We start from the raw sequence: 26595 nt of genomic DNA on the forward strand, positions 1-26595 counted from the left end.
CACTACTTCTCAAATAATTCGCTAAAAGTTTATTCCTCAATTGGTTAAGTCAAACCGATGAAAATCTAAAATAATAACTTGGAGAAACTGCTTGTGTAGAAAATATACATAAGATGAGACCTAATAATATGGCAAGCAGCTTTTTCATGTAGCAAATATAATAAAAAATATGATTTTTGAACAATCTTAGACGATATCAAACATAAAAATCAAGGTGTCCGAGTATCTTTGCATTGAAGACAAGCTAATAATGGGTAGCAGGCTCCTCCCAAAACAAGAACGCCGCCTTTCTCCCATAAAACCCGGAATCCTGTCCTGCAAAGGACTTGACGACAGGTATGCTAAGATTTATCAAAATGCTAATAGAGGTAAATATAGTCTTTAGGCTATCAGATTTAGGCCAAAAAAAGAGGATGTCTCAGTGATGAAACATCCTCTTCTTCTTACATAATATCAGATATTTATTATCTCAAACGATCCAGGGAACGAACCAGAGCTTCGTCCGCCCCGATATTGCGGATAGCTAAATAATCCAGAATCAGGCTGATCAGCGGGAAAGAGAGTGCAATCTTCAAGCTCAATGAGAAAATCTCTGTCTGGCCTTTCAGATTCCAACAAAAGAATGCAAACAGGCCATAAAAGCCCAACATTAAAATCGCATTAAATATGCAAAGACGTATCTGAAGGAGTCTTTTCTTAAACAGGAAGATTGTCAAAAGCGCCAGCAAAGAGATCACGACAACCAGCGCAAACAAGCCCCATGTCGGATACACGAGTTCCGGCTGGGCAGCCATCGTACTGATACCTGTCGCATCAAAAGTAAAAAACTGGTCGCCCGCTTGCAGGACAGCAAGGGGTAAAAACAAAATGGCAACCGTCAGTGCCACTATTATGAGTAAATATACGGTTTGTATTCGCTGTAGCATAATTTATATAAATTGAGAATTGCAAACTGAAAACTGAGAATTAAAAAGAGCAATTGCAAAAACCAAACCGGCTAAACCCCGTTTGTTATACACAATTGCTCCTTATACCTGAAAAAAGAAAACCAAAACATCTAATTGTCAATTCTCAATTTTCAATTTTCAATTATTAAAGGTTGTTCTTTTCTTTCGCCGGGTTCTTGTAATATACTTTCCCGTCTTCATACTCCTTAGCTGCGATCAGATTTGGTTTCGGGAGCTTTTCATAGTAACGTGAAATCTCGATCTGTTCTCTGTTTTCAAAAACTTCTTCGAGATTATCATTATAAGATGCAAACTCCTGAAGTTTCTTTTCCAGATCCTGTTTCATTTCAACAGCAATCTGATTAGCACGTTTACCAATGATTGCAACAGTTTCATACACATTGCCCGTGTCTGCCGACAGCTTCATCATGTCGCGGGTAACTGTATTCGACGGAGCGTTAGTCTTTCTGTAATCCATACTTACTTTATTGATTAGTTGTTTCGTTAATACGTTTCTGTTATTCGTTTGCTGGCATAGTCGTAGAACTTCTGAACCTGTTTTACGTACTTGCCTTCGGGATATTCGTTCATGTAGTTGTAGTATTCATCCACAACTTCACGGTAACGGCCCTGCAACTTTTCTTCCACACTCACTATGGCCAATTCGTATTTGGAACGAATGGTATAGAACATGAACTCTTCCCTGTATTTTGAATAGGGATAGTTCTTTAGTGCGTTCTGCGCAGTGATCACACATGAAAGATAGTTGTTTCCCATGTAGGTTCCCAGGTTGAAATACAACCGGACTGCCAATAATTCCTTGTATGCGAGTTTTTCCTGCAATTCAAACATAATGTTCTGGGCTTCCTTGGCCCGTTCGCTTTGCGGATAATACTCCAAATACAACTGCAACTGATTAATAGCTTCATACGTCTGTGTCTGGTCCAGACGAGGGTCCGGCGAATCCAGATACAATCCATATCCGGAGTAGTAGCGCGACAGCTCTGTGTACTCGCCTTTCGGATAAGTCGTATAATAGGTATTAAAGTACTGCGAAGCGGTCTGATAGTCCTTTTGGCCGTAATAGCTTTGTGCCAGCAAATACAACGATTCTTCGGCATTAGCTGTACCCTTGAATATGGGGACCAATTCATCCAGTAAAGTGGCAGACTTCGAATATTGTTTTGCATTGAAGTACTTCTTTGCATACGAATATTTCAGTTCGTAGTCTGTACTTTTCAGTATCTTATTATACTCCCCGCAGGAAGATAAGAATACTGTAATCATCATCAATAAAAATACAACCTTTTTCATTCACATACTTTTAGCGCGCAAAGTTAAAGTTTTCTGACAAATAAACGAAGCGCTTAACGTTAATATTTACAACTTATATAAGTCACTGGCTGCAATCAGCTCCAGTTTATTGGCTTTTAGAATCTCTGCGCACTTCTCCACATTGTCCGGACGAATGATCACATTGGCCGCTTCCCCTTGTGAAAAAGCATACATATATTCGATGAAAATACCGGCTGAAGTAATGATATCCATTGCTTTAGCCAATGCACCCGGTTGGTTGGGGCAATGCAGGCAGACAACATCCGCTATGCTTACCGCATACAAACGTTCACGCAAAACCTTGATAGCCGTATCCGTATCCGACACAATCAAACGCAGAATGCCGAAATCCGAATTTTCGGCAACCGTGAAGGCTGACATGTTCACACCGGCTTCGCCTAATATCTTTGCCACTTCCGTAAAACGGCCTTTCTTATTCTCCAAAAAGATAGATAACTGTTTAATTAACATAGCACTTCTATTTAATTAAGAATTAATAATTAAGAACTAAGAAATCGTCAAATTATTCGAGTTTGCGATTATCGACCACGTGTTTGGCTTTGCCCATGCTACGCTCGATACTGCGCGGCTCGACAATTTTTATATCGGGTTGCAAACCGATCACACTTTGCATGCGGTTCGCGATTTTCTTCTTCAAGGCGATCATCTTGTTCATCTCGTCCGAATAATATTCCTGGCGTACTTCCACCTGTATCTGGAATGTATCCGTATTGTTCACGCGGTCCACCACGATCAGGTAATGCGGTTCGAACTCCGGCATTTCAAGGATCACGGATTCGACCTGCGACGGGAATACGTTCACACCACGGATAATCAGCATATCATCGCTACGTCCGAGGATACGTCCCATACGCACTGCCGTACGGCCGCATTCGCACTTTTCATAGATCAGATGCGTCAGGTCACGCGTGCGATAGCGGATCATCGGCATACCTTCTTTTGTCAACGTCGTGAACACCAATTCCCCCTGCTCTCCCGGTTCAACAGGTTGCAGTGTGACCGGATCTACGATTTCCGGGAAGAAATGGTCTTCCCACAGGTGCGTACCGTTCTGGCATTCGCACTCACCTCCTACGCCCGGGCCACAGATTTCGGTCAAGCCATAAATATCATAGGCCTTAATATTCAGCTTTTCTTCCAATTCCTTCCGCATATTTTCCGTCCAGGGTTCGGCTCCGAAAGCTCCGACGCGCAATTTAAATTCTTCCAAGGGAATACCCGATGAATGGATCGTTTCAGCCAGATACAAGGCGTAAGAAGGCGTACAAGCCAATCCTTTCGCCCCGAAGTCGTGCATCAGTTGAATCTGTTTCTGTGTATTACCGCTACTCATCGGAATCACGGTTCCTCCGATATTTTCCACACCGGCATGCGCACCTAAACCTCCGGTAAACAAGCCGTAACCGTACGAAACCTGAACGGAATCATTCTTTGTCAGACCGTACGCGGTCAGACAACGTGCTACGGCCTCGGACCAGATAGACAAGTCTTTCCGGGTATATCCCACAACGATCGGTTTGCCGGTCGTGCCGGAAGAGGCGTGTAAACGTACGATCTCGGACATCGGCACGGCCATCAGTCCGAAAGGATAGTTGTCCCGCAAGTCCTGTTTAACAGTAAACGGAAGCTTCACTATATCATCTATAGAATGGATATCATCCGGAGTAATCCCCATTTCTTGCATTTTCTTACGATAAAAAGGGGAATTGTGGTATGCGTGTTCAACAACCCGCCGCAAGCGGATACTCTGTAGTTTCCGCATTTCTTCGCGGTCCATACACTCGATCGTTTCGTTCCAAATCATGGTATTAGTTTGTTATCTTTTAATTGTTAGTAGTCTAAATCAGTTGCAAAGTAATAACTTTTTTGGAAAGAAACCTCGTTTTGCCCTTCCTTTTATGCACTTCTTATCTGTGGAACTGCCTTTTCAACGAAAAAGAGCCTGAATAACTCAGGCTCTTTTAATTTTATAAACATAGCTTACATCTTCTATGTTGACGACAGCAATCGATGCTACATCCGTCCTGCTTTTATTTTTACACAGGCAGACATACTTTTCTGACAAGCTTTTTCCCATTACATGAGAAATCAAACGCCCGGTTTGGCTATACACCCAAATTTCAACATCGACTCCTGTTTTCGCAGGAACAGTCAAATATGATTCGGGTGACATCAGTATCTGTCCCGATGACGAATAATGTGTATTCATAAAATTCTCATTTTTTTATATGCAATACAAATGAAACGTTTTTAGAACAAAATAGTGTGACAAAAAGTTTTTCACCTATGACAAATAGTCCCGAAATGCATAAAAAAACGATCAAACAGACCTGCCGGGACAATTTGTCACAACTTCGTGACAAAATGAGACAAGTAGTGGCCAAAAACACTTGCATCTCAACAGGAACCTCTATTTCTTTGCATATCGTTTGAAACCTCTAAGAATTTACAACATGAATAAAAAACAGATGATCCAGGCTATTGCTGACAAAACATCTTTGGAAACAGAGACCATTAAAAAAGTATTGGATGCATGCGAAATAATTTTAATGGAAAATATGCAGAAACAATACCAGCAATCACCGGATTTAAAAAAGTCAGTTTCATACAAAGGAAAGAAGGATGTGAAGATTATACAATTTCCCCGTCCAAGCAATATAAAGCACAATACGAATTAAGAAATAAACAATATGATATCTTTTTTGCATATATATACGGATATAAATGGCATGAAAGTAATCGGCGTCAGTCCCGGCGTGATACTTTTCACCGTCATCATTATCCTTATATTGATCGATATCATATTTTTATTGGTGATGAAATATAAATATACAATCGGATTTAAAAACAGAAAACTAGTTGAATATATCGATAAGGCAATAAAAAAGGAAGACACGGACCCTACTATATAATAATTTTGCCATATATTTGTAAGCAGTATAAAGTTCTATCATGAAGTATTTAAAGATTATAACCTGTATACTGTTTGGAATTATCCGGAGTTTCTCCGGTTTATCGGCACAAGAATCAATTCCTGACAGCCTTATCGATATCAAACTAGCTCGCTATACTGCAGAAACCGATCCCGACAAAGCATTGAGGATCGTCGAACTCGTCCGGCAACAGAAGAAAGCGCCGGAATACCAGATCGATTGGGTTATCACTCAGATTTATGGAAAAAAAGGACAGGACCGGATGGCCATCGAGATGGCTAAACGGACATTGGCAAACGACTCTGTCCGTAACAATCCGCAATTCTACTTCAATATGTGTGTAAACATGATCGAAAGCATGATCTATTTGGAGGATTATGAACAGGCGATGCATTACGCAGAGGAGATGGTACAGCAAATCGAGAAAAAAGGAGCCAGTAGCAGCAATAAGCATCAGCCTTTTTGGGTTATGGCAAGAATATACAGAGCTACGGGTGACAAAGGGGAAGCCTACACCTTATTGAACAAGGCAATCGAACTGATTCAGCAAAGAATCGATTCGCTGCAAACGGAGAAGCAAGTTACAGCGATCAGTTTTCAGACGCAAGCCAAATATTACAGCGATCTTTCCCACTGGCAGGCTGAAGACGGCAATCTTGACGCCGCTATCCGGTCGGCATTGAAGCAATATGAGACCATAACAAAGCTGGAACCCATAAAAGACGGGCCATATCCCTGGAAGATTCCTTTAAATGCGTTGAATAGAGAATATTGCATGGCATACGGCAATATTGCCTGCCTCTATGCGGAGTCCGGTGATACGGCCAACGGGCAACAATGGTTCGACAAACTATTGGACAACCCGGCACACGATGCTTTTATTGCCCAGGGGTTAAAGATCAGGTATTACCAAATCAAAAAGAATTATCAGAAGGTGATCGAGCAGGCGATCCCTTATGCCAGCTTTCTAAAGGATGGCGACAGCATCAATTCGGTCCGGCTATCGGCTTTCCTGAACCTGGCAGAAGCCTATAAGCAATTAAAACAACCGGAAAAGGCGCTTTTCTATACAGAAAAGGCGTTGGAACAAACCGACAGCCTGAACCTGCGGAAGCAAAGAAGCAATGCGCTTGAAATGGCTACCATCTACGACACGCAGGAAAAAGAAAAAGAGATACAGAAACAGGATGCAAAACTTCATGCTCACCGGATACTTTCGGCTACAGCAGGAGGAACGATCTTGTTATTGGGAGTCATCCTCTGGCTGATCTGGCGGAACCTGAAAATGGCTCGCCGCAAAAACCGCCTTATGGTCACGCAGATAGACTCGCTTCTCTCCTACAAAGACGAATTAAATCTTGCAAAAGAAGAAATACGCAAGCTCACACAGCCCATCGAGACGGAATCCCCAAAAGAAGAAGCTGAAACTTCCGGAGATATCCCGGAAAGCAATGTGCCGGCAACCTATACTGCAGAAGATAAAGCAATGTTTGAAGAGCTGGATCGTATCCTGACAAAAGAACGTCTATTCCTGGACCCCGAATTGTCAAGGGATTCGCTTATCAAACGTACGCACATTAACAAGAACAGGATCGCATCTCTGATCCAGACGTTTACGGGAACGAACTTCAACGGTTATATCAACAATATGCGACTGGAATACTCCATCCTATTGCTTAAGGATTATACGAACTATACAATTCCGGCGGTAGCAGCCGACTCTGGCTTCAACAATGTCCGGACATTCTACCGTCTTTTCCGCGAAAGATACGGAATGACACCGACTGAATACCGCCAGATTGTATTGGATAATACGGAAACGAATGACTGACAAACAAATCATATTAGTTACCGGCGCATCCTCCGGTTTTGGTAAAATAACGGCTTCCCTATTGGCGCAACAAGGGCATATCGTGTACGGGACAAGCCGGAAAGAAACGACCGGCATCCCCGAAGGAGTCCGGATGATCAAAATGGATGTTATCGACGCTGCCTCCATACATGAAGCAATCGCACGGATCATTTCCGAACAAGGCCGCATCGACGTGGTGGTCAACAATGCCGGAGTCGGGATAAGCGGCGCCATAGAACTGGCGACGGACGAAGAAATAGCCTGGCAGATGAATACGAACTTTACCGGAGTAACGCGGGTTTGCAGTGCGGTATTGCCTTATATGCGCAAAGCGGGAAAAGGAAAAATCATCAACATCAGTTCCATTGGAGGCGTTATCGCTGTTCCTTTCCAGGGGTTTTATTCCGCCTCGAAATTCGCAGTCGAAGGATATAGCGAAGCATTAGCCGTAGAAGTCCATCCGTTCGGCATTCAGGTATGCCTCGTCGAACCGGGTGATTTCAATACCAATTTCACTGCCAACCGGAATATATCTTCGGCCACGCAGGAACATCCGGATTATAAAGAGACATTTGCCCGTTCGATGGGGATCATAGAGGATGCGGAGAACAACGGCTCCCATCCGGAAAAGTTGGGACAAGTCATTTGCAAGTTGGTAAAGGCCAAACGTCCGGCATTCCGGACAAAGGTCGGTCCGTTCGATCAGGTGTTATTTGCCAGAGTGAAAGGATTTTTACCGGATAAGCTGGTGCATGCCGTTATCCGGTTCTTTTATAAGATCAAGTGAGAAAGCGACTGATCGCTATGGCTTTGCGGAGCCATAGCGAACCATCTTATCTCCTATTCCGACTTCCTTTTCTACTTTATCCGTCCCTTTCAGTTTGTATAAATAGCCGCGAAACATTCCCGTACTGTTGAACGGCATGGCTATATTGCCATCCTTATCGACTGCGATCAGACCGCCGTTGCCTTCATTCGTATTCAGTTCGGTATTGATAATATAGCCGGCAGCCTTTTCCACCGGTTCCTGCAAATACTTATAACGGGCACAAACATTAAACGCGACTGCATGCCGGATAAAGTACTCGCCATGTCCGGTGCAGGAAACGGCACAGCTATTGTTGTCCGCATACGTGCCGGCGCCGATCACCGGAGAATCGCCGATACGTCCCCATTTCTTCTTAAACATGCCGCCTGTACTGGTTCCGGCTGTCAGATTACCGTTCTTATCCAGGACGACGCAACCGACAGTGCCGTTCTTTTTGCTTTCCTGTTTCAGCTTTTCAATCCAGCCCAATGTCTTGGGAGTGGCGAAATACATATTGTCAACCAGTTCCAGCCCTTGCTCTTTAGCGAAAGCGTCAGCCCCGCTCCCGCTCAACATCACATGGTCAGTCTTTGTCTTTACGGCATAGGCTGCATTAATGGGGTGCTTGACTGTTTTCACACCGGCGACAGCACCGGCCGAAAGATCTTTGCCTTCCATAATGGATGCATCCAGTTCGAACGTCCCGTCAGCGGTACACGTCGCCCCTTTTCCGGCATTGAACAAGGGATTGCTTTCAAAATAGTTAATCACAGCCATCACCGCCTGCGGGCCTTCGCCACCGGAGGCTAAAATACGGTCGCCGATCATCAGGGCCGAATCCAATGCGGCGTAATACTGAACAGACCTTTCTGGATCGTCCTGGAGGTCACCCATATTCCCGGCGCCTCCATGTACGACAATCACATATTCACGCTCCTGTGCAAAAGCAGAGAGTGCGACACAGGAGCATACAAGACTAAATAAGATTAGTTTCTTTTTCATGGCAATTACGGATATTACTTGTACCAAACCGGACCCGGCTGATTACCCATCTCAAACTCTAACGTGTCGCCGTTCATGATCTGTTCATGGGTGATGTAGCTCTTGTCGTACGGCTGACCGTTCAGTTTAACAGATTGGATATAAATATTCTCGGGACTTACTGCCGGTGCCAGGATCGTAAAGGCTTTTCCGTTTGCCAGATGCATCTTCACTTCCGGGAACAACGGGGTTCCGATCTCATATTTGCCGCTTATCGGATCGACCGGATAGAAGCCCATGGCGCTGAACACGAACCAGGCCGACATCTGCCCGCAATCTTCGTTACCGCAGATACCGTCGGGAGCATTCCGATACAGATCGTGCAGTACTTCCGCCACATATTTCTGGGTCTTCCAGGGCTGTCCGACCTTATTGTATAAATAAATCACATGATGGCTCGGTTCGTTGCCGTGCGCATATTGCCCGATCATGCCGGTACTGAAGATCGGCAGGTCTTCGTTTGATTTAGGGACATAGGTGAACATGCTGTCCAACTTTTCCGCAAAGCGTTCCTTGCTTCCGACAAGGCCGATCAGGCCGTCCAGGTCTTGGGGAACAGACCAGAAATATTGCCAGCCGTTGCTTTCACAGATATCTTCCGTATAATCGTCGGGATTGAAGCCAGCAACGAAATTGCCTTTCTCGTCACGCGGCTGCATAAAGGAGGTTGCCGGATTATAGACATTCCGGTAGTTCCGGGCACGTTTATAGAACTCGTCGGCAATCTCCGTCTTACCCATCTTCTCGGCCATCGTGGCGATGCAATAATCATCATAGGCGTATTCCAGCGTCTTGGACAGGGACCAACTTTCCCATTTCTTCGGATCGCTGTAAGCCGGGACATATCCCAGCTTCTTATACTCGCCGATTCCCCGGTAATCATCCCGGTTAGCCGTCGCGATACAGGCTTCGAGCGCCTTTTCGGGGTCAAAGTTTCCGATGCCTTTCAGGTAAGCATCCACTATGACGGGAACGGCGTGATAACCAATCATCATATTAGTCTCCCAGCCATACAGGTTCCACAGCGGCAACGCGCCACCCTGTTCATAGAATTTCAGGAAACCTTTGACCATATCGTTTGCCCGTTCGGGTTCGGTGTAGGTGAAGAGCGGATGAGCGGCGCGATAAGTGTCCCACAGCGAGAAGGTCGAATAGTTCGTCCATCCGTCCGCCTTGTGGATCTGCTGATCCGGGCCATAGTAGGAACCGTCCACGTCGCTATAGATTGTCGGGGCGATCATGGAATGATAGAGTGCGGTGTAGAACTTCACCATGTCGTCCGTATTAGAACTCTTTACCTCTATTTTAGCCAGCTGCTTGTTCCATTCACCGGCCGCCTTTGCCTGATAGTAGTCGAAATCGTCTTTCGGGGCTTCTGCACGCAGGTTCTTACCTGCTCCTTCCATGCTGACGCCGGATATTCCTGTCGTAACGAGGATTTCCTCATCTTTCTCCGTATTAAAGTCGAAACGGGCGATATAAGCTGTGCCGATCCAACCCCGGTCTTTCGTCGCGATGGAAGTTGTATCGATATGGCAGGCCGTGAAAGGCTTGGAGAAGCGAGTCTCGAAATAAACATGCTGAAGTGGAGACCAGCCTTGCGAGAAGCGATAGCCGCGAACCGTCATCGAGTCGATCACCTCGATACGCGAATCCAGCGTAAAGTCCCAGTTCATCGCCTTTTTCAGGTTCAGAAAGACGGAAGCCTCCGCTTTCGGGAATGTGTAACGCTGGATGCCGCAACGCTCGGTAGCCGTCAGTTCGACATTGATATTATAGTCTTTCAGCAAGACACGGTAATAGCCGGCCGAAGCGGCTTCGTCATTATGGGAAAAGGTCGAATAGATTCCTAACGGTGCGGGAGCTTCTTTATACGGACGTGTCACCGGCATGAAAGAGATATCATACAAGTCGCCTGCACCCGTTCCGGAGAGATGTGTATGGCTGAAACCGGCAATTGTCGTATCGGGATAGAAATACCCCGAAATACGGTCCCAGCCGGGCAAACCATTGTCCGGGCTCAGCTGGACCATCCCGAAAGGGACTTGCGCCCCGGGATAAGTATTACCGGTAAAATCCGTCCCGATCAAAGGGTTTACATATTGCGTATAATCTTCCGTCTCCTGTTGTTTTTCCGGCGTGCAGGCTGCCAGAGCCAGCAAGGAGACCGCCAATAAGGATATGTGCCTCATGTTTAATTCTTGTTTTAGTCCCAGCAAAGATACAAAAAAAGAGACGCAACCTTTAAACGGTGCGTCTCTTCTATAACTATTTTACAATGTCTGTAGTTTTAGGCCGGTGCAATTTCCGTACTTTCTTCATCCTCGTCGTCCGAATCTTCCTCTTCCGGAGGATCTTTCTTCACAAAGAGGGCACTCAGTTCGAACAGCCCATACAACGGGAAGAATACGATGCTCAACGTGAACGGATCGCTACTCGGCGTAATAAAGGCAGCTGCAACAAGCAAACCGACAACAGCGTGTCGTCTATACCTATGGAAGAACGACCGCTTCAACAAACCGATCTTCGACAACAGCCACGAAACCAACGGCATTTCAAAAACAATTCCCATCACAAAAATAAGCATCAGGAAATTATCCATATACGAATCCAGCGATACCTGTTCTTTTATATTTGCACTCAACTCGTAGGTTGCCAAAAAGCGCAATGTCATCGGGAATACCATAAAATATCCGACCGCACATCCGACAAAGAACATGATCGTTCCCAAGAGAAATACCCATCTGACATTCTTTTTCTCATTCTCATACAATGCCGGGCTGATGAACTTCCATATCTCCCACATCAGATAGGGGAAAGTAAGCACAAGCGCCAGCCAGAACGAGGTTGTCATGTGAGTGAAAAACTGAGAAGCCAGCTTGATATTAAAAATATCCACATGAAAACTATCGTTACAGAAATCGGGCAATACGTCAAACCAAGGACTTACATTAACCAACCACTGGTTCAAGTCGCACAACCATCTGTAAAAGATAAAGTCGGAATAGCAAGGAGCTTCTATTACACGGTGGAATATTCCATCCGGACCGCGCATAAAGGCAAAGGTTACTATGGCAAAAACAAAGAGCGCTAAAAAAGAACGGAACAAAGTCCAACGAAGTGCCTCCAGGTGGTCCCAGAAGGACATTTCTTCTTGTTCTAATTCTGCCATCTTTTACTTCTTTTCTGTGTCGTCCAGCTTAATGTCGTCTTCTAATCCTTTTACACCGTCTTTAAAGTTCTTCACACCTTTGCCGATACCTTTCATCAGTTCAGGTATTTTCTTTCCACCGAAAAGCAACAACACAACAATGGCGATGATAACAATTTCGCCTGTTCCTAAATTTCCAAGAAATAATAATTGATCCATGATATTATATAAATTAGTCGTTAATATTCTTCTTATCGATGGGCAAAGATACAATTTGTAATGAATAGTACCCCAATTATTCTAAATTTATTACCTTTGCGCCATCTTAAAAAACTGAAATTAGAAAAAGATTAGAAAAAATGAAAGCGTATGTATTTCCCGGTCAGGGTGCACAGTTTGTCGGAATGGGAAAAGACCTTTACGATAACAATCCTCTTGCAAAAGAGATGTTTGAGAAAGCTAATGAAATCCTTGGTTTCCGTATCACTGACCTGATGTTCGCCGGAACGGACGAAGATCTGCGTCAGACAAAAGTGACACAACCTGCCATTTTCTTACACTCAGTCATTCTTGCTAAAACATTAGGTGACCAGTTCAAACCGGATATGACGGCCGGACACTCCTTAGGAGAGTTCTCTGCACTTGTTGCAGCCGGTGCCCTGTCTTTCGAAGACGGCCTCGTGCTGGTGTCCAAACGTGCTATGGCAATGCAGAAAGCCTGCGAAGCCACTCCCTCGACAATGGCAGCCGTACTGGCATTGCCGGATGAAAAAGTAGAAGAAATTTGTGCAAGCATTGAAGGCGAAGTGGTTGTATGTGCGAACTACAACTGTCCGGGCCAGCTTGTTATCTCGGGTTCAATACCCGGTATCGAAGCGGCTTGTGAAAAGATGCTGGCTGCCGGTGCAAAGCGCGCACTGAAACTGAAAGTGGGCGGTGCTTTCCACTCTCCGTTGATGGAACCGGCCCGTGCCGAACTGGCTGCCGCTATCGAAGCGACTCCGATTCACGAACCGTCATGTCCTGTATACCAGAATGTAAGTACAAAAGGCGAAACTAACCCTGAAACAATCAAGGCAAACCTGATCGCACAGCTGACCGCTCCGGTTCGCTGGACACAGAGTGTGCAGAACATGATTGCCGACGGTGCCGACCATTTCATCGAACTGGGCCCGGGCGCAGTCTTGCAGGGATTGGTCAAGAAGATCAACAAGGAAATGACAACAGAAGGCATGCAATAAGCAATTAGTTTCATGCCGAGGGAACAAAAGTTTCTTGCCCATGAAAATAAAGTTTCATCGGCATGAAACTTTTGTTTCACCCTAACAAAACAAGTGAAACTTTTTCACTTAACTCTTGCCGATATGCAGTTCATCCAGCTTTTCGCGGTCAAGACCATATTTCTCTTCCATGCCGCGAAGCATTTCCTCATCAAAGACAATCGGGCGGTTCAGCTTCTTCATTTCACGATAGCCTTTGTAGACCATTCCCAACATCTTACTCGGATTGAAAACGATGGATGAAGTGATCCAGCAACCGTGCGTACACCAGCAATTTGCCTTTGCCCCGTGTCCGATCGCCTCTATCTCTTGTTTCATAGCATCGCTTTGCATCACTTTACTGACGTCGCAGCCATAATCTTTTAGATTCCCGAGCGGCTCGCGCAACTCACAGGCACGGAAACGGCCGTCGTAGTCGATCACCAAAGTTGTCTCGCCGGCTGTACAGTCCATTCCCCAAGGCGTCGGTTCGTCGATGTTGCTGGCACGGACATTATATAATGTACGGATGAAACCGAGGTAGAAGAAACGGGTAATCGGCTTTCTGAAACCACTTGTCTCCTGCACCATACGGTCGGCATAACCGGAATAAATGTGTGCAACGTCGTCCTGAATCTTCCTGAGGGATGATTCGGTCAGAATCTTCACCCCGTCATCACGCGTCATACCGCGAGCGGCTTCGATCGTATGCGTCGAAGTGTGGAAGCGGGCAAAGACCCAGAGCATGAAGTCTTGTATCTCTTCGATATTGTACTTGGTGATCACAGTCGCAATATTCTTCAGCACTTTGCCGTCATCGCGGAAGTGTTCGTCCACCAGCTTCAAGGTGTAGAGCGCTTTATAGAAATTGCCAGGAACGCCACGCTGGATATCATGCGTCTTTCCAAAGCCGTCGAGCGAAAGGCTGACGTTAAAATTGGTTTCGGGGCAGCTCTTACGCAAGCGGGTTACCCACTCGACGATCCGTTCCGGTTTCAGTCCGTTGGTCGGAATATTGACGTCTTTCACCTGGTTGTTCTTGTAAAACATCTCGATTATCTCCGGCAGGTCTTCACGCAAAGTCGGCTCACCGCCGGAAATCCACAAGCGGTTAATCTCGCCGGCTGTCTCCGAGATTTTTTTAATCTCATCAAAAGTCAAGTCCGGCTCCTTTTTATCCATTTCCTCTGCATAAAAACACATGGCACATTTAGCATTGCACCGCCCTGTCACAAACAGGAATATGGATTCGAGCTTCCTTTTGGAACTCATCGTCCGGAAAGAACTTTTTGTTCGTTTTGTAGTCATTTCTTTATGTATATGATGTAATTGTATTTACAGTGACTACGCAAAGGTCTGTCATTATAACAGATGAAACAAGTTCTATCTTTAAGATAAAATACTCTATTATTACTATTTCCGGGGAGAGGTTTTCTTCTTCTCGTAAGGCACTGCTACATCTTCACAAACCCAACTGGAGTGATGTTCTATAATATATCGTAACTTGTCCGGAGACTGGCGGGTATCGAAAATCAAGGCGATCTTAACAATGTGGTCTTCTACCCAATAAAGGATTTTAAGGTTGGCATGCTGGACAAAAGTTCGGAAACATTGGGGATAGTCGACTAAGGAAGGTTCGACATGGCCTAAGCCGGGGAAATCAGCTATTAACCGAATTGTCCTTTTTACTTCGGCATATATCTGAAGACCACGTTGAGTACCAAATGTTATTTGATAATAGTTACGCAAATCCCTTATCTGGGATTTAGCAAGTGGTGATGTTCTTGATCTCATGCCTTGATTGATTAGACTAATCCAAATTCCTTATCCAACTCTGCAAACATCTCTTCAGTATCTTGCATTTCACCTTTCCGGTCTTCTTCCAAAACCTGGTCGATCAGGCTGCGAAGTCCTTCCACCGTGTCGGGCTCACGAAGGATGTCAGGAATCGGCATAGCAGAGTTTCCTTCCTGATAATCATAGATTTTATCTTCCAAAGATATCAGCAGATCCTCATCGTCTATTTCACGGATTCGTTTGATCAGATCTTCTCGGCGGCGGTTTAATGATTGTTCGGACATTGTTTTATTCCTTTCGTTTTGTTGATGATGAGGCAAATATAGACATTTATAATAAAAAAACAGCGCCACACATCCGAAAACGTGTGACGCTGACAACATTATATATATGGAGCGTGTGTGCTTCTTACTTCTGGCTCCACCACAAAGCAGTTCCGACGACATCGGGGCCGCCCAGCAGTTCGAGCGCCTTGTTATAGCCCGCCAGATTGTTTGTCTGGATATTGGCCGGATAGCGATAGCGCTTCGGATAAAATTCCAGACGGCATTCTTTTGAGGTTGTGACAGTAAGCGGAACCTGGTTCAGCGGATTGTAATCCTTTTCGACAGCCTGGTTCTCGAAGAATGGCAATCCGATACGACGGTGGTCGCTCCAGACCTCTTCCGGCAGCCAGGGCATCTGTGCAATGTATTTCTGGGTGAAGATCTTTGTCATCGCGTCGTTGTTGTAGGCGCCGCCGCGATAGATGGAATTCTTCGGATACCGGTAAGTCATCGTCTTGTTTTCCTTTGTATAAGGATCGACATAATTGACGGTGTACGGAACGGCTTCCGTCGTATGGTCGAAGTTGACGGAAGTCCCGATCCGGTTATAGGCGGTCGAAGCTAAATAAGCCCCGGCTTCACTCTGCAAGCCCTGGTATTCGAAACTGGAAGTCACGCCGTTCTCGTAGTTCGATTTGGCAGAACCCGGAACATTCCAGCCGCGCACGGCAGCCTCGGCCAGCAGGAAATAGCTCTCCCAAGGTCCGAAATAGACGCGTTTCTTGGTGCTCATGCGATATTGTTTGGACAAGGACGGATAGTTGTAGTTCTTTCCGGTCAGTTCGGTAGACAAACCGCCTTTCACGTCCCACTCGCCGGCCACCCAAGTGCCCCAGGTATATCGCGGGTCGATCGTTAGCATCGGCTTCGTGTTGTCGTTCGGGTCAAAGAGAGAGACCGGTTTCACCTCGCTGGCTGCTCCTATATAGTCGGAATAGACCACGCCGTCGTTCCAGCCGACAACACTGAACAGTTTCGGCGCGCGCGGGTCGACATACTGCGGAATACCGTCGAAATAAAATCCGGCACACGGGTCGTTCGTTGTCAACGGGAAATGTTTATCTAAATACAAGCCTAAATAGCTGTGCGGGTCTTTCAGATGCGCCTTCAACGAATCGGGCAACGGAAATTCGATGTCTCCCAGACCGACAACCAGGTTTTTAAAGGTGACGGACATGGCCTGTGCATTCCACGTGCGCGACATGACACTCGTCAGATCGCTCCAACCATCCTTCTCTTGCACACCGGCCAGCTCTGCGACGGAAGAGATATAACCCTTCGAAGCGGCATCTTCAAACTCGCTCTGGGCCAGCTGCGGATCGGCATTCACGATACGCATGGCCAGACGCATACGCAGGGAGTTGGCATATTTCTTCCACATCGTCACATCTCCGGCATAAAAAGCATCTTCGGCTGCCATCGGAGACATACTGATCGAAGGATCGAGCGCCGCTTCGGCCTCTTTCAGTTCCTTCAGAATAAAGCCGTAAATGGTTTCCACACTGTCGTATTCGGCCGGAACGCCGGAGAAGGCGTCCAATGCCGGAATCGGACCGAAACCGTCGGCCACTTCCGAGTTCAGATAAGCCCTCCAGATGCGCGCCATCTGGATCACATTCTTATAATAGGGATAGAGATCCGCCTCGCCGTCGGCCACTTTCTTCTCGCCTAACTGGATCGCTTTGGTCGCCTGGTTCAGCCACTTCACGGCGTAGTCATTACTCAGGTAAAGCGTGATATAGTCATTGTTATCCGTACCGATCGTGAAACCGCTTCCCCGGTTGAAACGGGCCGCCCGGTTCCAGGTCAGGATAAAAATACGCTCGGCGATCTCCGGATTCATCTGGTCGCCGATGATCGAGGCGTTCAGGAACCATTCAGGCTTCACCTTTTCCTCTCCCACCTGGTTCGGGTCTTCATTTATTTCCTGGAAATCGCTACAGGAAGAAAACAAGGCCGCCATCGAGAACATGCCTGCCAATATTTTATTTTTCATATTCATATTCTATTTTTTCTTTTATCGTTTACTAAATCTATCAAAAACAACCGTCCGGAGTTCCGGAAAGCCTCAAAAATGTTGCGGGAAGGTTTCCGGAGTCCCGGAAAGCTCCAAACGCGTTGCGAGAAGGTTTCCGGAGTCCCGGAAAGCTCCAAACGCGTTGCGAGAAGGTTTCCGGAGTTCCCGAAAGCTTCAAACGCGTTGCGGGAAGATTTCCGGAGTTTCCGACGACTTCTAAAGTTATTTTAGAACCCGACTGTCACGTTGAACGTGAACGAACGGCTTGTCGGGGCCGCCCCATTCTCGAATCCGGTTGCATTCGTATTGGTTGCCGAAACGGACTCAGGGTCGATACCCGGTAGCTTGTAATGGATCATCCACACATTGTTACAGGTGGCGGACAGGCGCAGACGTTGGAACGGAGTCTTCTTCAGCATGGCGCGGTTGAAATCGTAGCCGAGCGTGACGTTACGCAGGCGGATGTTAGTCGCGTCGTAAGTAAAGACCTCCGGCAAGCCGTAATTACCGGTCGACCCGATGCGTTCCCAATAGTTCTGGTGCGTCACCGGAACGGTGTTTTCCACATATTTGCCGTCTTTCTGAACAACCGTGTTGGGCACGATGAAGTTCTGCCGGTCACCATTCACCACTGTGCCGGCCGCATTACCGCGGATATAAAGGTTGGAAGCCGTTGCCGAATACAGATCGCCGCCGATACGGAAGTCGATCAGGAAACTCAGATTGAATCCTTTATAAGAGAAATTGTTCGTCAGGCCGAGCATCCAGTCCGGATTCTGGTTACCGACTTTGCTCTTCTCGGTCGAGATCAGGGGCAAGCCGTCTTCCCCGACGATCACCTGTCCGTAGTGCGGATCGTTCTTGTCTGTCACACGCAGGAATGTCTGGCCATAAATATCGCCGTAATAACCTCCCTGCACAGCTACAATCTGGATCGCGTCCAGTGTCTTGATGTCATAAAGTGTCACGCCCGGATAGAGGTCGATGATCTTGTTACGGTTCAGCGAGAATTGCGCCGTGGCGTTCCAGCTGAAACCTTGCGGATTGACGCTCCGGAAGATGTCGCCATTCAAGGATATTTCCAACCCTTCGTTCTGGATGTTACCGGCGTTGACCTTGCGGGAACTGTAACCGGCAAACGGGTCAAGCGGCAGGTTCAGCAATTGGCGGGTCGCATTCGTCTTATACCAAGCGAAATCCAGCCCCAACCGATTCTGGAAAAACCGAACGTCGAAACCGGCTTCCCACGACTTGATCAGCTCGCTTCGCACATCGGAGTTGAACAGGACCTGACCGGGAGAGGCCGTCGTATTGCCATTGTCGTCTTTTCCGACCGTATAATTATTGTATAGTTGATAAGGGTCCAAATCGTTACCGACCTCTGCATAAGAGGCTCTCACTTTGGCAAAGGTGAACCACTCCGGCATGCTTCCACCGATCTTCGGCAACATATCCGAGATCACACCCGAGAGGCTGACCGAAGGGTAGAAATAAGAGCGGTTGGCCTTCGACATCGTAGACGACCAGTCGTTGCGCGCCGTCACGTCAAGGAACAGATAGCCGTCCCAGTTCAGTTGTAACGAACCGTACAAGGAGTTCATCTTCCGGCGGATCAGTTCGGATGTCACAGTCGGTTTATTAATACCGTTGTTCAAGGAGAAAAGGTCCGGGACCAGCAATTCGCCTGCCGACGCATTCATCTTGGTCCTCTCCTGCATCATCAGGTTGCCACCGAATGTCACGAAGCCGCCCAGACGGCTGAGCAGGTTATCCTTGCGGGCGGTTGCCAGGAAACTATAATTGTTTTCATAAAATGTTTCGGAACCTTCGTTATACAGTCCGCGGGGCGTCGTATTGCCACCGGCATAGACTTTCTCGTTCTTGGTTGTCGTATAATAATCCGTACCGCCACGCAGCTCGATATCAAACCAATTGGTCGGTGCATACTTCAACGAGACATTGCCCAGCAGACGGTTACGGGTATCGTTGTTCTGGCGGTATTTAGTGACCCAGTACGGGTTTTCCTGCGGGTTGCGGGAGGCGTCCCACCAGATCATATTACCCGCTTCGTCCACACAATCTTTAAACTCGGCCACATTCAAGGAGCGCGGCAGGTTGTAAATCGTGCTGAACGCATTCGACGGGTTCACACCCTGGATCGGGCGGTTATGGGCATTCATATTGATATAGTTCACTTTGGCGTCGACCTTCCATTTTTCAGCTTTGTCGAGGAAAGTAGTTGCACGCAAAGTGATATTCGTCTTGTTCAGCTTGGATTCCGGTGTGATCCCGGCATCGTCCGAGCGGTTGATAGACGTGAAAACGGATGTCCCGTTGATATTCTGCTGGAAGCTGACGCCTTCATTAAAAGATGTTCCGGTGCGGAAGAAAGCATCAATATTGTCATACGTGCGGAGAGGCACCTGAAGCCCGCGCCAGTCTGTCACCGTCTGCCCTTCGGCTTTCGGTCCCCAGCTCATACGGGATTGGTTATCGTAGACGCCGACCGAACCCTGTCCGAAACTGTTCTGCATTTCCGGTTTCAGGAAAATAGATTCGGCCGTGATTCCGGCGTTCACCGTAATGCCTAACCCCTCATTCTTCCGTCCCGATTTAGTCGTGATCAAGATCACGCCGTTTCCGGCTCTCGAACCGTAGAGAGCGGCAGCCGAAGCACCTTTCAGGACAGTCATCGACTCGATGTCTTCAGGGTTGATATCGGAAAGTCCGTTACCCATATCGGCACCGGAGTTACCCCAGACATCGTCCACACCGCCGGTAAAATTATCCATCGGCGTACCGTCCACCACGATCAGCGGCTGATTGCTGCCGGTCAACGAACTGTTACCGCGGAGCACGATCTTCGACGATCCTCCCACTCCATTACTGGAACGGACGATCTGCAAACCGGAAACTTTACCGGAGAGTGAATTGGCAAGGTTCGGTTCGCGGGAAGCCAACAGGTCGTCTCCTTTCAACTCCTGCATCGCGTAGCCCAATGCTTTCTTATCACGCTTCATACCTAAAGCGGTCACTACCACTTCGTCCAATTTCTGCGTGTCTTCTTCCAGATGTACAGTCAGGGAGGCTTGTCCGGTATAAGGAATATCCTGCGTGGTGTAACCGATAAAAGATATCTGGATTACATCTCCGTTCTTCAATCCGTCCAGTGTGAAATTACCATCCATATCGGTCATCGTCCCGTGAGTAGTTCCTCTTATAATCACAGACGCACCGGCGACCGGCCCTAAAGCATCCTCAACGACTCCCGTTACTTTTCCATTTTGCTGGGAAATGCCAGTGATCGGATTGCCTGTACCCGAGGCTGCATATATGTTTCCGGAGAAACACAACGTACTCGCAAGCAAAACCATGCTGACAGGCTTCATTCTTTTCAACATAACTAATGTTTTTTGTTTAATTTATTTGATACATGTCTTGGCTGAAACCAACGTCTTTTTTGATATATCTAACACAAAAAAAGAGAAGTTGTTTTGTCTTTAACTTTACAGAGGAAGGATCGCTATGCCGGGAAAGGAATACCAGGACAATGACCGGATTTGTTTTATAAGGGTCAGAACAAACAAAGCGAAAAAGCAGGCTGAAAAAGCGAAAAAGCTTTTTTTTGATTTGGCTACAAAAAATTAAATAGCCGCCAACCGGCTCCTTGACGGAGACAGTTGGCGGCCCTTAAAGACTTATAACTATTAATAAATACTTATTGTAAAGCTCCCTGGTTAGCTACCGTCGGCCAGTACGGATTCTGGTAAATAGGAGAAGCCGAAACGTCCCCGCCAGAAGTTGTGATATCGAAATGCTGGATATTCAGCGGTTTCAGATAATGTGCCATTGCCCATCTGTAACCATCTTTAGCAATCGAGTTCGATGTCTTTTCATACGGACGATAGTATTTACTGAGATCCGGAGATGAAATGTTCGCTTTAGGATTGTCCATGCCGTAAACCAACAGACTTGCACCTGTTGTTTCATCTTTATACCAATTCTGCATTTCGCCCCAGATTTTGATACCCTCGATATGATACGGAGTAGCGATCATCTGATCCATAGATCTCCAACGGCACAAGTCCATATAACGCAAAGCCTCGGCCATCAATTCGCAACGACGTTCACGACGGATATTGTATAATGTCGGATCAATCAATTGACCGGCAGAATAGGCACCCCAATCGTTTTTTGCCTCTTCGCTCATGACAGTGGCGGCAATTGTCTTATTGTAATCCGGATCGACATGAGCACGTTCACGCAAAGCTCTCCAATAACCCTGTGCCTTAGCATCCAGATTACCGTTCTTTTCATAACATGCTTCCATATAATTCAGCAAAGCTTCAGATGCACGGAACGTGATCGAACCTGTATAGTTTTCACCATTCACACATTGTGCCTGGTCGAAGCTACCGCCTTTACGCAAAGCATAACCTGTTGCATAACCTTTTGCAGCATCACCCGTCAGGATATTGGGAACAGGTTCCACCGGAACAGCATGGTCACCTTCCACTGCTTCGATCAGGATATTCTTCTGCCCCGGTTCTTTCAAGAAGATTGTCAGACGGGAGTCGCGTTCCTTGCGGACATCGGCAATTGTTTCATCACCTTTGTAACCACTACCGGCCGCATAGATAGGCAAACCGTTAGCCATCAGGAAGCCATCAACCATACCACGAGTCACGCCGACACCATAGTCTCCAAACTGTGCTCCAACAACCACGCAGTGCACCTGTCCGAGACCTTTACTATACGGACGCCACATCAACACTTCACTATAAGATGACATATCTACAGCCGAGAACATATCCATGTACGGATTAGCCGGTTCTGTAGCGGCCTGTTGTACCAACCCGGTATTTTCGACCAATACGGTTGCATCTGCCACAGGCTGAGAAGCCTCCATTGCCAGCGTGAGGAAATAATTGATTTCACTGTCAATATCTCCAGTCGGGTACTGGTAATTGGCATTGTAATCTTTTTCTTTTCCCGGCCATCCCGGACCATTCGGAACGAATGCCGTATTTTTGAAATACTTCAACCAGGTTCCTTCAAACAAAGCAACGCGAGACTTCAACAGCAAAGCAGATTCCTTATTAATACGTGTTTTAGCCTTATCCGGATTCGATTCCATCAATACAATCGCAGAGTCCAGATCCGAGATGATGAAACGAGCCACTTCGTTACGCGGCGAACGCTTGCTGGCCGCCGTCAGCGGTTCCATCTGGTCCGGCAATGTATTCCGGACAATCGGGAAATCGCCAAACATCTGATAGCGTTTGAAATACTCGTAAGCACGCAGGAAATATATTTCGCCGATATAATGGCGGATGTTGGCATCCGAACCGCTTATCTGCTTTTGGCTATAACGCGGCATCACATTTTCAAGGAAATAGTTACAGCTATAAATGAATTTGAAACGATATGGATCGTCGTCAGCCTTTTGTGACTGTATAGTCTTCCACTGACCGGGAATATACTTATTATCATAATTCATATAAGCCTGGTTGTCCGTGTGCTGGTCCGTACCGAACGTACCATAATTCCAGTTTCCATGAGAAGGCAGAATATCGGTATACAAGCCGTTTGCATAAGAAGCCAACTGAGATTCTTCCGTCAAATAGTTTTCGGGAGAGATAGTCGACATGGGAGTTTCATCCAAAAAGTCATTGCAGGAACACAACAGTCCCAGCAGGGCTACTCCTGCAACATGTTTTAATATATTGATTTGTTTCATTGTTTCCTGTTATTATAAAGTTACACTTACACCAAAAGAAATAGTTTTTGACAACGGATAAGCATTACCATTGTTATCTTTACCACCACTAACTGTTTCCGGGTCAAACATATTAGCCAAAGATGTACCGGTCCACAAGTTTTCACCTGAAACGAACACACGCAGTTTGTTTATAAAGAACTTATTTGTCATAGCAGACGGCAATGTATAACCCAACTGAATGTTTTTCAAACGGATATAAGCGGCATTCTGCAAATAGCGCGTCTGTTTCTTGTTGTTCTTGTCAGAGTCAAAGATCGGACGAGGATAATAAGCGTTCAGGTTTGCAGCCAGGTCGTTGGATTGTTCTGCACGGAAATAATCGGCATGTTCCACAAAACCGGTCGAGTGCCAGATTCCACTGTTACCAACACCCCAGAAATAAGCACTGCCCTGCCAATAATCACGTTTCATTACGCCTTGGAAGAATGCACGGAAGTCGAAGCCTTTCCAGTCAGCATTCAGATCCAAACCGAACTGGAAGCGAGGAGTATCGTTACCGACAACCTTCAAGTCGCCATGATCATCCAGTTTATTACCGCCGTTATCAATCTTTCCGTCACCATTCAGGTCGGCATACATGATATCGCCGGCAGCCCAATTCGTACCCAACGCATTCTGTCCGCCATTAGGCAAAGAAGCCAAATGTTCGTCCATTTCACTCTGTGACTTTGCAATGCCGATCGTTTCATATCCCCAGATTTCACCCATCTTGCGTCCGGCATTGTATTTATCCAATGTTCCGGTCGGGTTCGGATAACGGGTGATTTCAGTCTGCGCATCAGAAAGGATAAATGTCACTCCATAGCCCAATCCGTTTTTCAAGCGGTCTTGCCAGCTGATATTCAAATCAAAACCATAAGTTTTCAAGTCGGTATTGTTTGTCTTCGGAACGTCCAGACCTAAAATAGCAGGGAGTTCAGGAGCCGGGCCGATCATATCCAACGTTTTGCGCTGGTAGTAATCAAACGAACCTGTCAAACGGTTGTTCAGAGCGCCAAAGTCCAAACCGACATTCCAGTTACGAACCCGTTCCCAGCCTAAAGAAGAACTGATCAACGCCGGAACATAAGCCGCATTCGGCAAAATACCGCCCTGTAACCATTTACCATCACTTGCCTTAACAGACAATGATTGATAAGTCGGATACCATTCTGTTGTATTCTGGTTACCCAATTCACCATAAGAACCACGGAATTTGAATGTTCCGACATAATCCGCCAGATCACCCCAGAATTCTTCTCGAGCCACATTCCAACCGACAGAGAAAGAAGGGAACCAGTTCCAGCGCTGGTCTTCACGGAAACGGGAAGTACCATCATAACGCAAGTTTATTTCTGCCAGATATTTACCCTGATAATCATAATTCAGACGACCGAAGAAACCGGCTGTGCTCCAACGTGCACGTGAACCGTTAGTGGAAGGAGTTACCGGATTGCCCTGATAGTCCAAACCCGTCGTAATATCGATTTCCGGCAATCCCGGTACAATAATACCGTTTCTCTGCAAACCGAACTTAGTCTGGCTTAATCTTTCGCACTGGAAACCAACCATCGCTTTGAAATTATGGCCTGATTCCAAACTATGTGAATACTCTGTATAAGCATTAATATTCATATAGTTTTCTTTCAAATAATCTTCATGTACATTCGTACTCTGGTTATAAACATAAGGATTGCCATCCACATCATGGTTATAAGTCAGCTGCTTGTCCCAATGACGGTTAGCTGATTTGATGCGATAGTTGAAATCGACATGTGTAACCCAGTTCTTAATCGGTTCCAGGATCAAGGAAGCCTGCTGATATAAGTTGTCAGTCTGCGTTTTGTCACGACCACCATCTCTCAGGCCCAGAGCCGGAGAAGGAGAAGAATATAAATATCCGTTACTGTCGTACAATGGCAAAGTAGGCCATCCCTGGCGGGCAAGGTTGTAATACAAGTCATCCGTCAAATCCGAAGGACGTCCGTAATCCTCGCGAGTAAAACGGTTGCTGTAATTAAACTTAGCCCACTCCGTCAAGGTCACGTTTATTTTGGCAGTCGTAGTATAACGTTTATACTTATCCTGATTGAACACCATCAAACCATTTTGATCCAGGAAGTTCATTGACAGATAATAATTGATTTTTTCAGTACCGCCATTAACGCTCAAGTTATGTTCCTGAGAAAATGCCCAATTACGATACAAAGCATCATACCAGTTTGTATTTGCATTACCGGCAGCATAACCATCCGCCCAATATTGGCCATTTGCTGTGATAGGATCCGTCAATGTCCCATTCTGGAAATCTTTGATTCGCTGCAAATGCTCAGTTGTAAAATGCGGAGTCTGACCGGCGTTGATAGCTGCATCATTATAGAACGTTGCAAAAGTGTAAGAATCCATCTGATTCGGAGTCTTTACCGGATCGTTCCAACGGAAGCTATTGTTATAGTTTACAACCGGCTTACCTGTTCTACCGCTTTTTGTCGTAATAAGGATTACCCCGAAAGGAGCACGTGAACCGTAGATAGAAGAAGCAGCAGCATCTTTCAGTACAGAAATGTTTTCGATATCCTGCGGGTTGATAGAGTTAATGTCTCCTTCCATGCCATCGATCAATACCAGCGGGCTACCTTTTGATCCCTCGCCGATAGTTGCCGTACCACGAACCTGGATGTCTGCTGTCTTATCCAAACTACCACTGGACGACGAAATCTGCAAACCCGGTACCATACCTTGCAAAGCCTGCGTTGCACTCACCACAGGACGTGATTCCAGCGCCTCCGAATTAACAGTACCGACAGAACCGGTCAAGTTCACTTTCTTCTGCGTACCGAAACCGACAACAACAACTTCGTCCAATTTCTGGGTATCTTCCGCCAATTTGATTTGGAGGGATGTCTGCCCGGTATATGGAATTTCCTGAGTGGTGTAACCTATAAAAGAGATCACGATAATATCACCCTTTTTCACCCCTTCCAAAGTAAAGTTACCATCCATATCGGTCATAATACCGTTAGTGGTTCCTTTTACGATTACTGATGCTCCGGCAACTGGGCCAAATTCATCTTCTACAACACCTGAACATTTTCCACTTTGTTGGGAAATGTTCAGACTCTCACCGACTGTAGTCGGTTCAGCGCAAGCGTCTTTTGGGAAAGAAAACGCTCCAGCCAGTAAGATTAAGCTGATAGGTCTGATTCTTTTAAACATAATTTGTGTTTTATTAAATTGAAAAAATCCTTCTGATATCTGTAATAACCTTTTAACGAAATAAAACAGGCAGGTTCTGCACGTTTTCGCGTTTTTGTGATTAACATGATATTAGTTCTAAAAGAACTCTG

General features: G+C 46.3%; 21 protein-coding genes. 4 read left to right on the top strand and 17 right to left on the bottom strand.

Features of this window, described 5'->3' with window-relative positions; translation table 11 throughout:
• Nucleotides 1-464 precede the first annotated feature (464 nt).
• From DWU89_RS17900 to DWU89_RS17925, 6 genes are all read right to left on the bottom strand, one after another.
• Nucleotides 465-926 carry a DUF4293 domain-containing protein gene (locus DWU89_RS17900; RefSeq protein WP_115500998.1) on the bottom strand — a complete coding sequence of 154 codons (462 nt, stop codon included), beginning with the start codon at nt 924-926 and terminating at the stop codon, nt 465-467.
• A 166-nt stretch (nt 927-1092) separates the two neighbouring features.
• On the bottom strand, nt 1093-1425 hold the full coding sequence (locus DWU89_RS17905; protein ID WP_115500999.1) for a DNA-directed RNA polymerase subunit omega: 333 nt from the start codon (nt 1423-1425) through the stop codon (nt 1093-1095).
• A gap of 26 nt (nt 1426-1451) precedes the next feature.
• Entirely contained in the window at nt 1452-2261 is an 810-nt protein-coding gene (locus tag DWU89_RS17910; protein WP_115501000.1) for an outer membrane protein assembly factor BamD, read from the bottom strand.
• Between the two features lie 66 nt (nt 2262-2327).
• The gene (locus DWU89_RS17915) at nt 2328-2753 is read right to left on the bottom strand and encodes an amino acid-binding protein (RefSeq protein WP_115501001.1); all 426 of its coding nucleotides are present in this window, start codon (nt 2751-2753) and stop codon (nt 2328-2330) included.
• A 52-nt stretch (nt 2754-2805) separates the two neighbouring features.
• On the bottom strand, nt 2806-4107 hold the full coding sequence (locus tag DWU89_RS17920; RefSeq protein ID WP_115501002.1) for a phenylacetate--CoA ligase family protein: 1302 nt from the start codon (nt 4105-4107) through the stop codon (nt 2806-2808).
• Between the two features lie 147 nt (nt 4108-4254).
• The gene (locus tag DWU89_RS17925; RefSeq protein WP_115501003.1) at nt 4255-4512 is read right to left on the bottom strand and encodes a hypothetical protein; all 258 of its coding nucleotides are present in this window, start codon (nt 4510-4512) and stop codon (nt 4255-4257) included.
• Between the two features lie 324 nt (nt 4513-4836).
• On the opposite strand from DWU89_RS17925, the gene DWU89_RS20680 reads away from it, so the two are divergent.
• From DWU89_RS20680 to kdsR, 3 genes are all read left to right on the top strand, one after another.
• Nucleotides 4837-5130, top strand: a complete 294-nt coding sequence (locus tag DWU89_RS20680) for a hypothetical protein (RefSeq protein WP_158543404.1) — start codon at nt 4837-4839, stop codon at nt 5128-5130.
• A 125-nt stretch (nt 5131-5255) separates the two neighbouring features.
• Nucleotides 5256-7067: a helix-turn-helix domain-containing protein gene (locus tag DWU89_RS17940; RefSeq protein ID WP_115501005.1), complete on the top strand. Its 1812-nt coding sequence runs from the start codon at nt 5256-5258 to the stop codon at nt 7065-7067.
• Nucleotides 7060-7875 (top strand): 3-ketodihydrosphingosine reductase, encoded by an 816-nt coding sequence (gene kdsR / locus DWU89_RS17945; RefSeq protein ID WP_115501006.1) that lies wholly within the window; start codon nt 7060-7062, stop codon nt 7873-7875. Before DWU89_RS17940 ends, kdsR begins: the two co-directional genes overlap by 8 nt.
• A gap of 15 nt (nt 7876-7890) precedes the next feature.
• Here the strand turns inward: kdsR and DWU89_RS17950 are convergent, their stop codons facing one another.
• The 4 genes from DWU89_RS17950 to DWU89_RS17965 all read right to left on the bottom strand — a co-directional run bounded on the left by DWU89_RS17950 (nt 7891) and on the right by DWU89_RS17965 (nt 12307).
• A complete protein-coding gene (locus DWU89_RS17950; protein WP_115501007.1) occupies nt 7891-8898 on the bottom strand; it encodes an isoaspartyl peptidase/L-asparaginase family protein in 1008 nt (335 codons plus the stop codon).
• A gap of 14 nt (nt 8899-8912) precedes the next feature.
• Nucleotides 8913-11129 (bottom strand): GH92 family glycosyl hydrolase, encoded by a 2217-nt coding sequence (locus tag DWU89_RS17955; RefSeq protein ID WP_115501008.1) that lies wholly within the window; start codon nt 11127-11129, stop codon nt 8913-8915.
• Nucleotides 11130-11227: 98 nt separating this feature from the next.
• Nucleotides 11228-12109, bottom strand: coding sequence for a twin-arginine translocase subunit TatC (gene tatC, locus DWU89_RS17960; RefSeq protein WP_115501009.1), 882 nt, complete (start codon nt 12107-12109; stop codon nt 11228-11230).
• Nucleotides 12110-12112: 3 nt separating this feature from the next.
• A complete protein-coding gene (locus DWU89_RS17965; protein ID WP_115501010.1) occupies nt 12113-12307 on the bottom strand; it encodes a Sec-independent protein translocase subunit TatA/TatB in 195 nt (64 codons plus the stop codon).
• A 140-nt stretch (nt 12308-12447) separates the two neighbouring features.
• Here DWU89_RS17965 and fabD point away from each other — a divergent pair, with 140 nt between their 5' ends.
• Nucleotides 12448-13329 carry an ACP S-malonyltransferase gene (fabD, locus tag DWU89_RS17970; RefSeq protein WP_115501011.1) on the top strand — a complete coding sequence of 294 codons (882 nt, stop codon included), beginning with the start codon at nt 12448-12450 and terminating at the stop codon, nt 13327-13329.
• 108 nt (nt 13330-13437) lie between these two features.
• On the opposite strand, the gene DWU89_RS17975 is transcribed toward fabD, so the two are convergent.
• From DWU89_RS17975 to DWU89_RS18005, 7 genes are all read right to left on the bottom strand, one after another.
• On the bottom strand, nt 13438-14655 hold the full coding sequence (locus DWU89_RS17975; protein ID WP_115501012.1) for a radical SAM protein: 1218 nt from the start codon (nt 14653-14655) through the stop codon (nt 13438-13440).
• Between the two features lie 105 nt (nt 14656-14760).
• The gene (locus DWU89_RS17980; protein WP_115501013.1) at nt 14761-15141 is read right to left on the bottom strand and encodes a type II toxin-antitoxin system RelE/ParE family toxin; all 381 of its coding nucleotides are present in this window, start codon (nt 15139-15141) and stop codon (nt 14761-14763) included.
• A gap of 11 nt (nt 15142-15152) precedes the next feature.
• Complete coding sequence (locus DWU89_RS17985) at nt 15153-15428, bottom strand: hypothetical protein (RefSeq protein ID WP_115501014.1); 276 nt, start codon at nt 15426-15428, stop codon at nt 15153-15155.
• Nucleotides 15429-15552: 124 nt separating this feature from the next.
• On the bottom strand, nt 15553-17472 hold the full coding sequence (locus DWU89_RS17990; protein WP_115501015.1) for a SusD/RagB family nutrient-binding outer membrane lipoprotein: 1920 nt from the start codon (nt 17470-17472) through the stop codon (nt 15553-15555).
• 242 nt (nt 17473-17714) lie between these two features.
• Complete coding sequence (locus DWU89_RS17995) at nt 17715-20888, bottom strand: SusC/RagA family TonB-linked outer membrane protein (RefSeq protein WP_115501016.1); 3174 nt, start codon at nt 20886-20888, stop codon at nt 17715-17717.
• A 317-nt stretch (nt 20889-21205) separates the two neighbouring features.
• Complete coding sequence (locus DWU89_RS18000) at nt 21206-23227, bottom strand: RagB/SusD family nutrient uptake outer membrane protein (RefSeq protein WP_115501017.1); 2022 nt, start codon at nt 23225-23227, stop codon at nt 21206-21208.
• Between the two features lie 12 nt (nt 23228-23239).
• Complete coding sequence (locus DWU89_RS18005; protein WP_115501018.1) at nt 23240-26464, bottom strand: SusC/RagA family TonB-linked outer membrane protein; 3225 nt, start codon at nt 26462-26464, stop codon at nt 23240-23242.
• Nucleotides 26465-26595: the final 131 nt, after the last annotated feature.

It is taken from the genome of Parabacteroides acidifaciens, assembly GCF_003363715.1.
GTDB classification, from domain to species: Bacteria; Bacteroidota; Bacteroidia; order Bacteroidales; family Tannerellaceae; genus Parabacteroides; species Parabacteroides acidifaciens.

Bases quoted from the DNA above. Each gene is read 5' to 3' on its own strand.
- DWU89_RS17900 (WP_115500998.1), bottom strand. From the start codon at position 926: ATGCTACAGCGAATACAAACCGTATATTTACTCATAATAGTGGCACTG.
- DWU89_RS17905 (WP_115500999.1), bottom strand. From the start codon at position 1,425: ATGGATTACAGAAAGACTAACGCTCCGTCGAATACAGTTACCCGCGAC.
- DWU89_RS17910 (WP_115501000.1), bottom strand. From the start codon at position 2,261: ATGAAAAAGGTTGTATTTTTATTGATGATGATTACAGTATTCTTATCT.
- DWU89_RS17915 (WP_115501001.1), bottom strand. From the start codon at position 2,753: ATGTTAATTAAACAGTTATCTATCTTTTTGGAGAATAAGAAAGGCCGT.
- DWU89_RS17920 (WP_115501002.1), bottom strand. From the start codon at position 4,107: ATGATTTGGAACGAAACGATCGAGTGTATGGACCGCGAAGAAATGCGG.
- DWU89_RS17925 (WP_115501003.1), bottom strand. From the start codon at position 4,512: ATGAATACACATTATTCGTCATCGGGACAGATACTGATGTCACCCGAA.
- DWU89_RS20680 (WP_158543404.1), top strand. From the start codon at position 4,837: ATGCGAAATAATTTTAATGGAAAATATGCAGAAACAATACCAGCAATC.
- DWU89_RS17940 (WP_115501005.1), top strand. From the start codon at position 5,256: ATGAAGTATTTAAAGATTATAACCTGTATACTGTTTGGAATTATCCGG.
- kdsR (WP_115501006.1), top strand. From the start codon at position 7,060: ATGACTGACAAACAAATCATATTAGTTACCGGCGCATCCTCCGGTTTT.
- DWU89_RS17950 (WP_115501007.1), bottom strand. From the start codon at position 8,898: ATGAAAAAGAAACTAATCTTATTTAGTCTTGTATGCTCCTGTGTCGCA.
- DWU89_RS17955 (WP_115501008.1), bottom strand. From the start codon at position 11,129: ATGAGGCACATATCCTTATTGGCGGTCTCCTTGCTGGCTCTGGCAGCC.
- tatC (WP_115501009.1), bottom strand. From the start codon at position 12,109: ATGGCAGAATTAGAACAAGAAGAAATGTCCTTCTGGGACCACCTGGAG.
- DWU89_RS17965 (WP_115501010.1), bottom strand. From the start codon at position 12,307: ATGGATCAATTATTATTTCTTGGAAATTTAGGAACAGGCGAAATTGTT.
- fabD (WP_115501011.1), top strand. From the start codon at position 12,448: ATGAAAGCGTATGTATTTCCCGGTCAGGGTGCACAGTTTGTCGGAATG.
- DWU89_RS17975 (WP_115501012.1), bottom strand. From the start codon at position 14,655: ATGACTACAAAACGAACAAAAAGTTCTTTCCGGACGATGAGTTCCAAA.
- DWU89_RS17980 (WP_115501013.1), bottom strand. From the start codon at position 15,141: ATGAGATCAAGAACATCACCACTTGCTAAATCCCAGATAAGGGATTTG.
- DWU89_RS17985 (WP_115501014.1), bottom strand. From the start codon at position 15,428: ATGTCCGAACAATCATTAAACCGCCGCCGAGAAGATCTGATCAAACGA.
- DWU89_RS17990 (WP_115501015.1), bottom strand. From the start codon at position 17,472: ATGAATATGAAAAATAAAATATTGGCAGGCATGTTCTCGATGGCGGCC.
- DWU89_RS17995 (WP_115501016.1), bottom strand. From the start codon at position 20,888: ATGTTGAAAAGAATGAAGCCTGTCAGCATGGTTTTGCTTGCGAGTACG.
- DWU89_RS18000 (WP_115501017.1), bottom strand. From the start codon at position 23,227: ATGAAACAAATCAATATATTAAAACATGTTGCAGGAGTAGCCCTGCTG.
- DWU89_RS18005 (WP_115501018.1), bottom strand. From the start codon at position 26,464: ATGTTTAAAAGAATCAGACCTATCAGCTTAATCTTACTGGCTGGAGCG.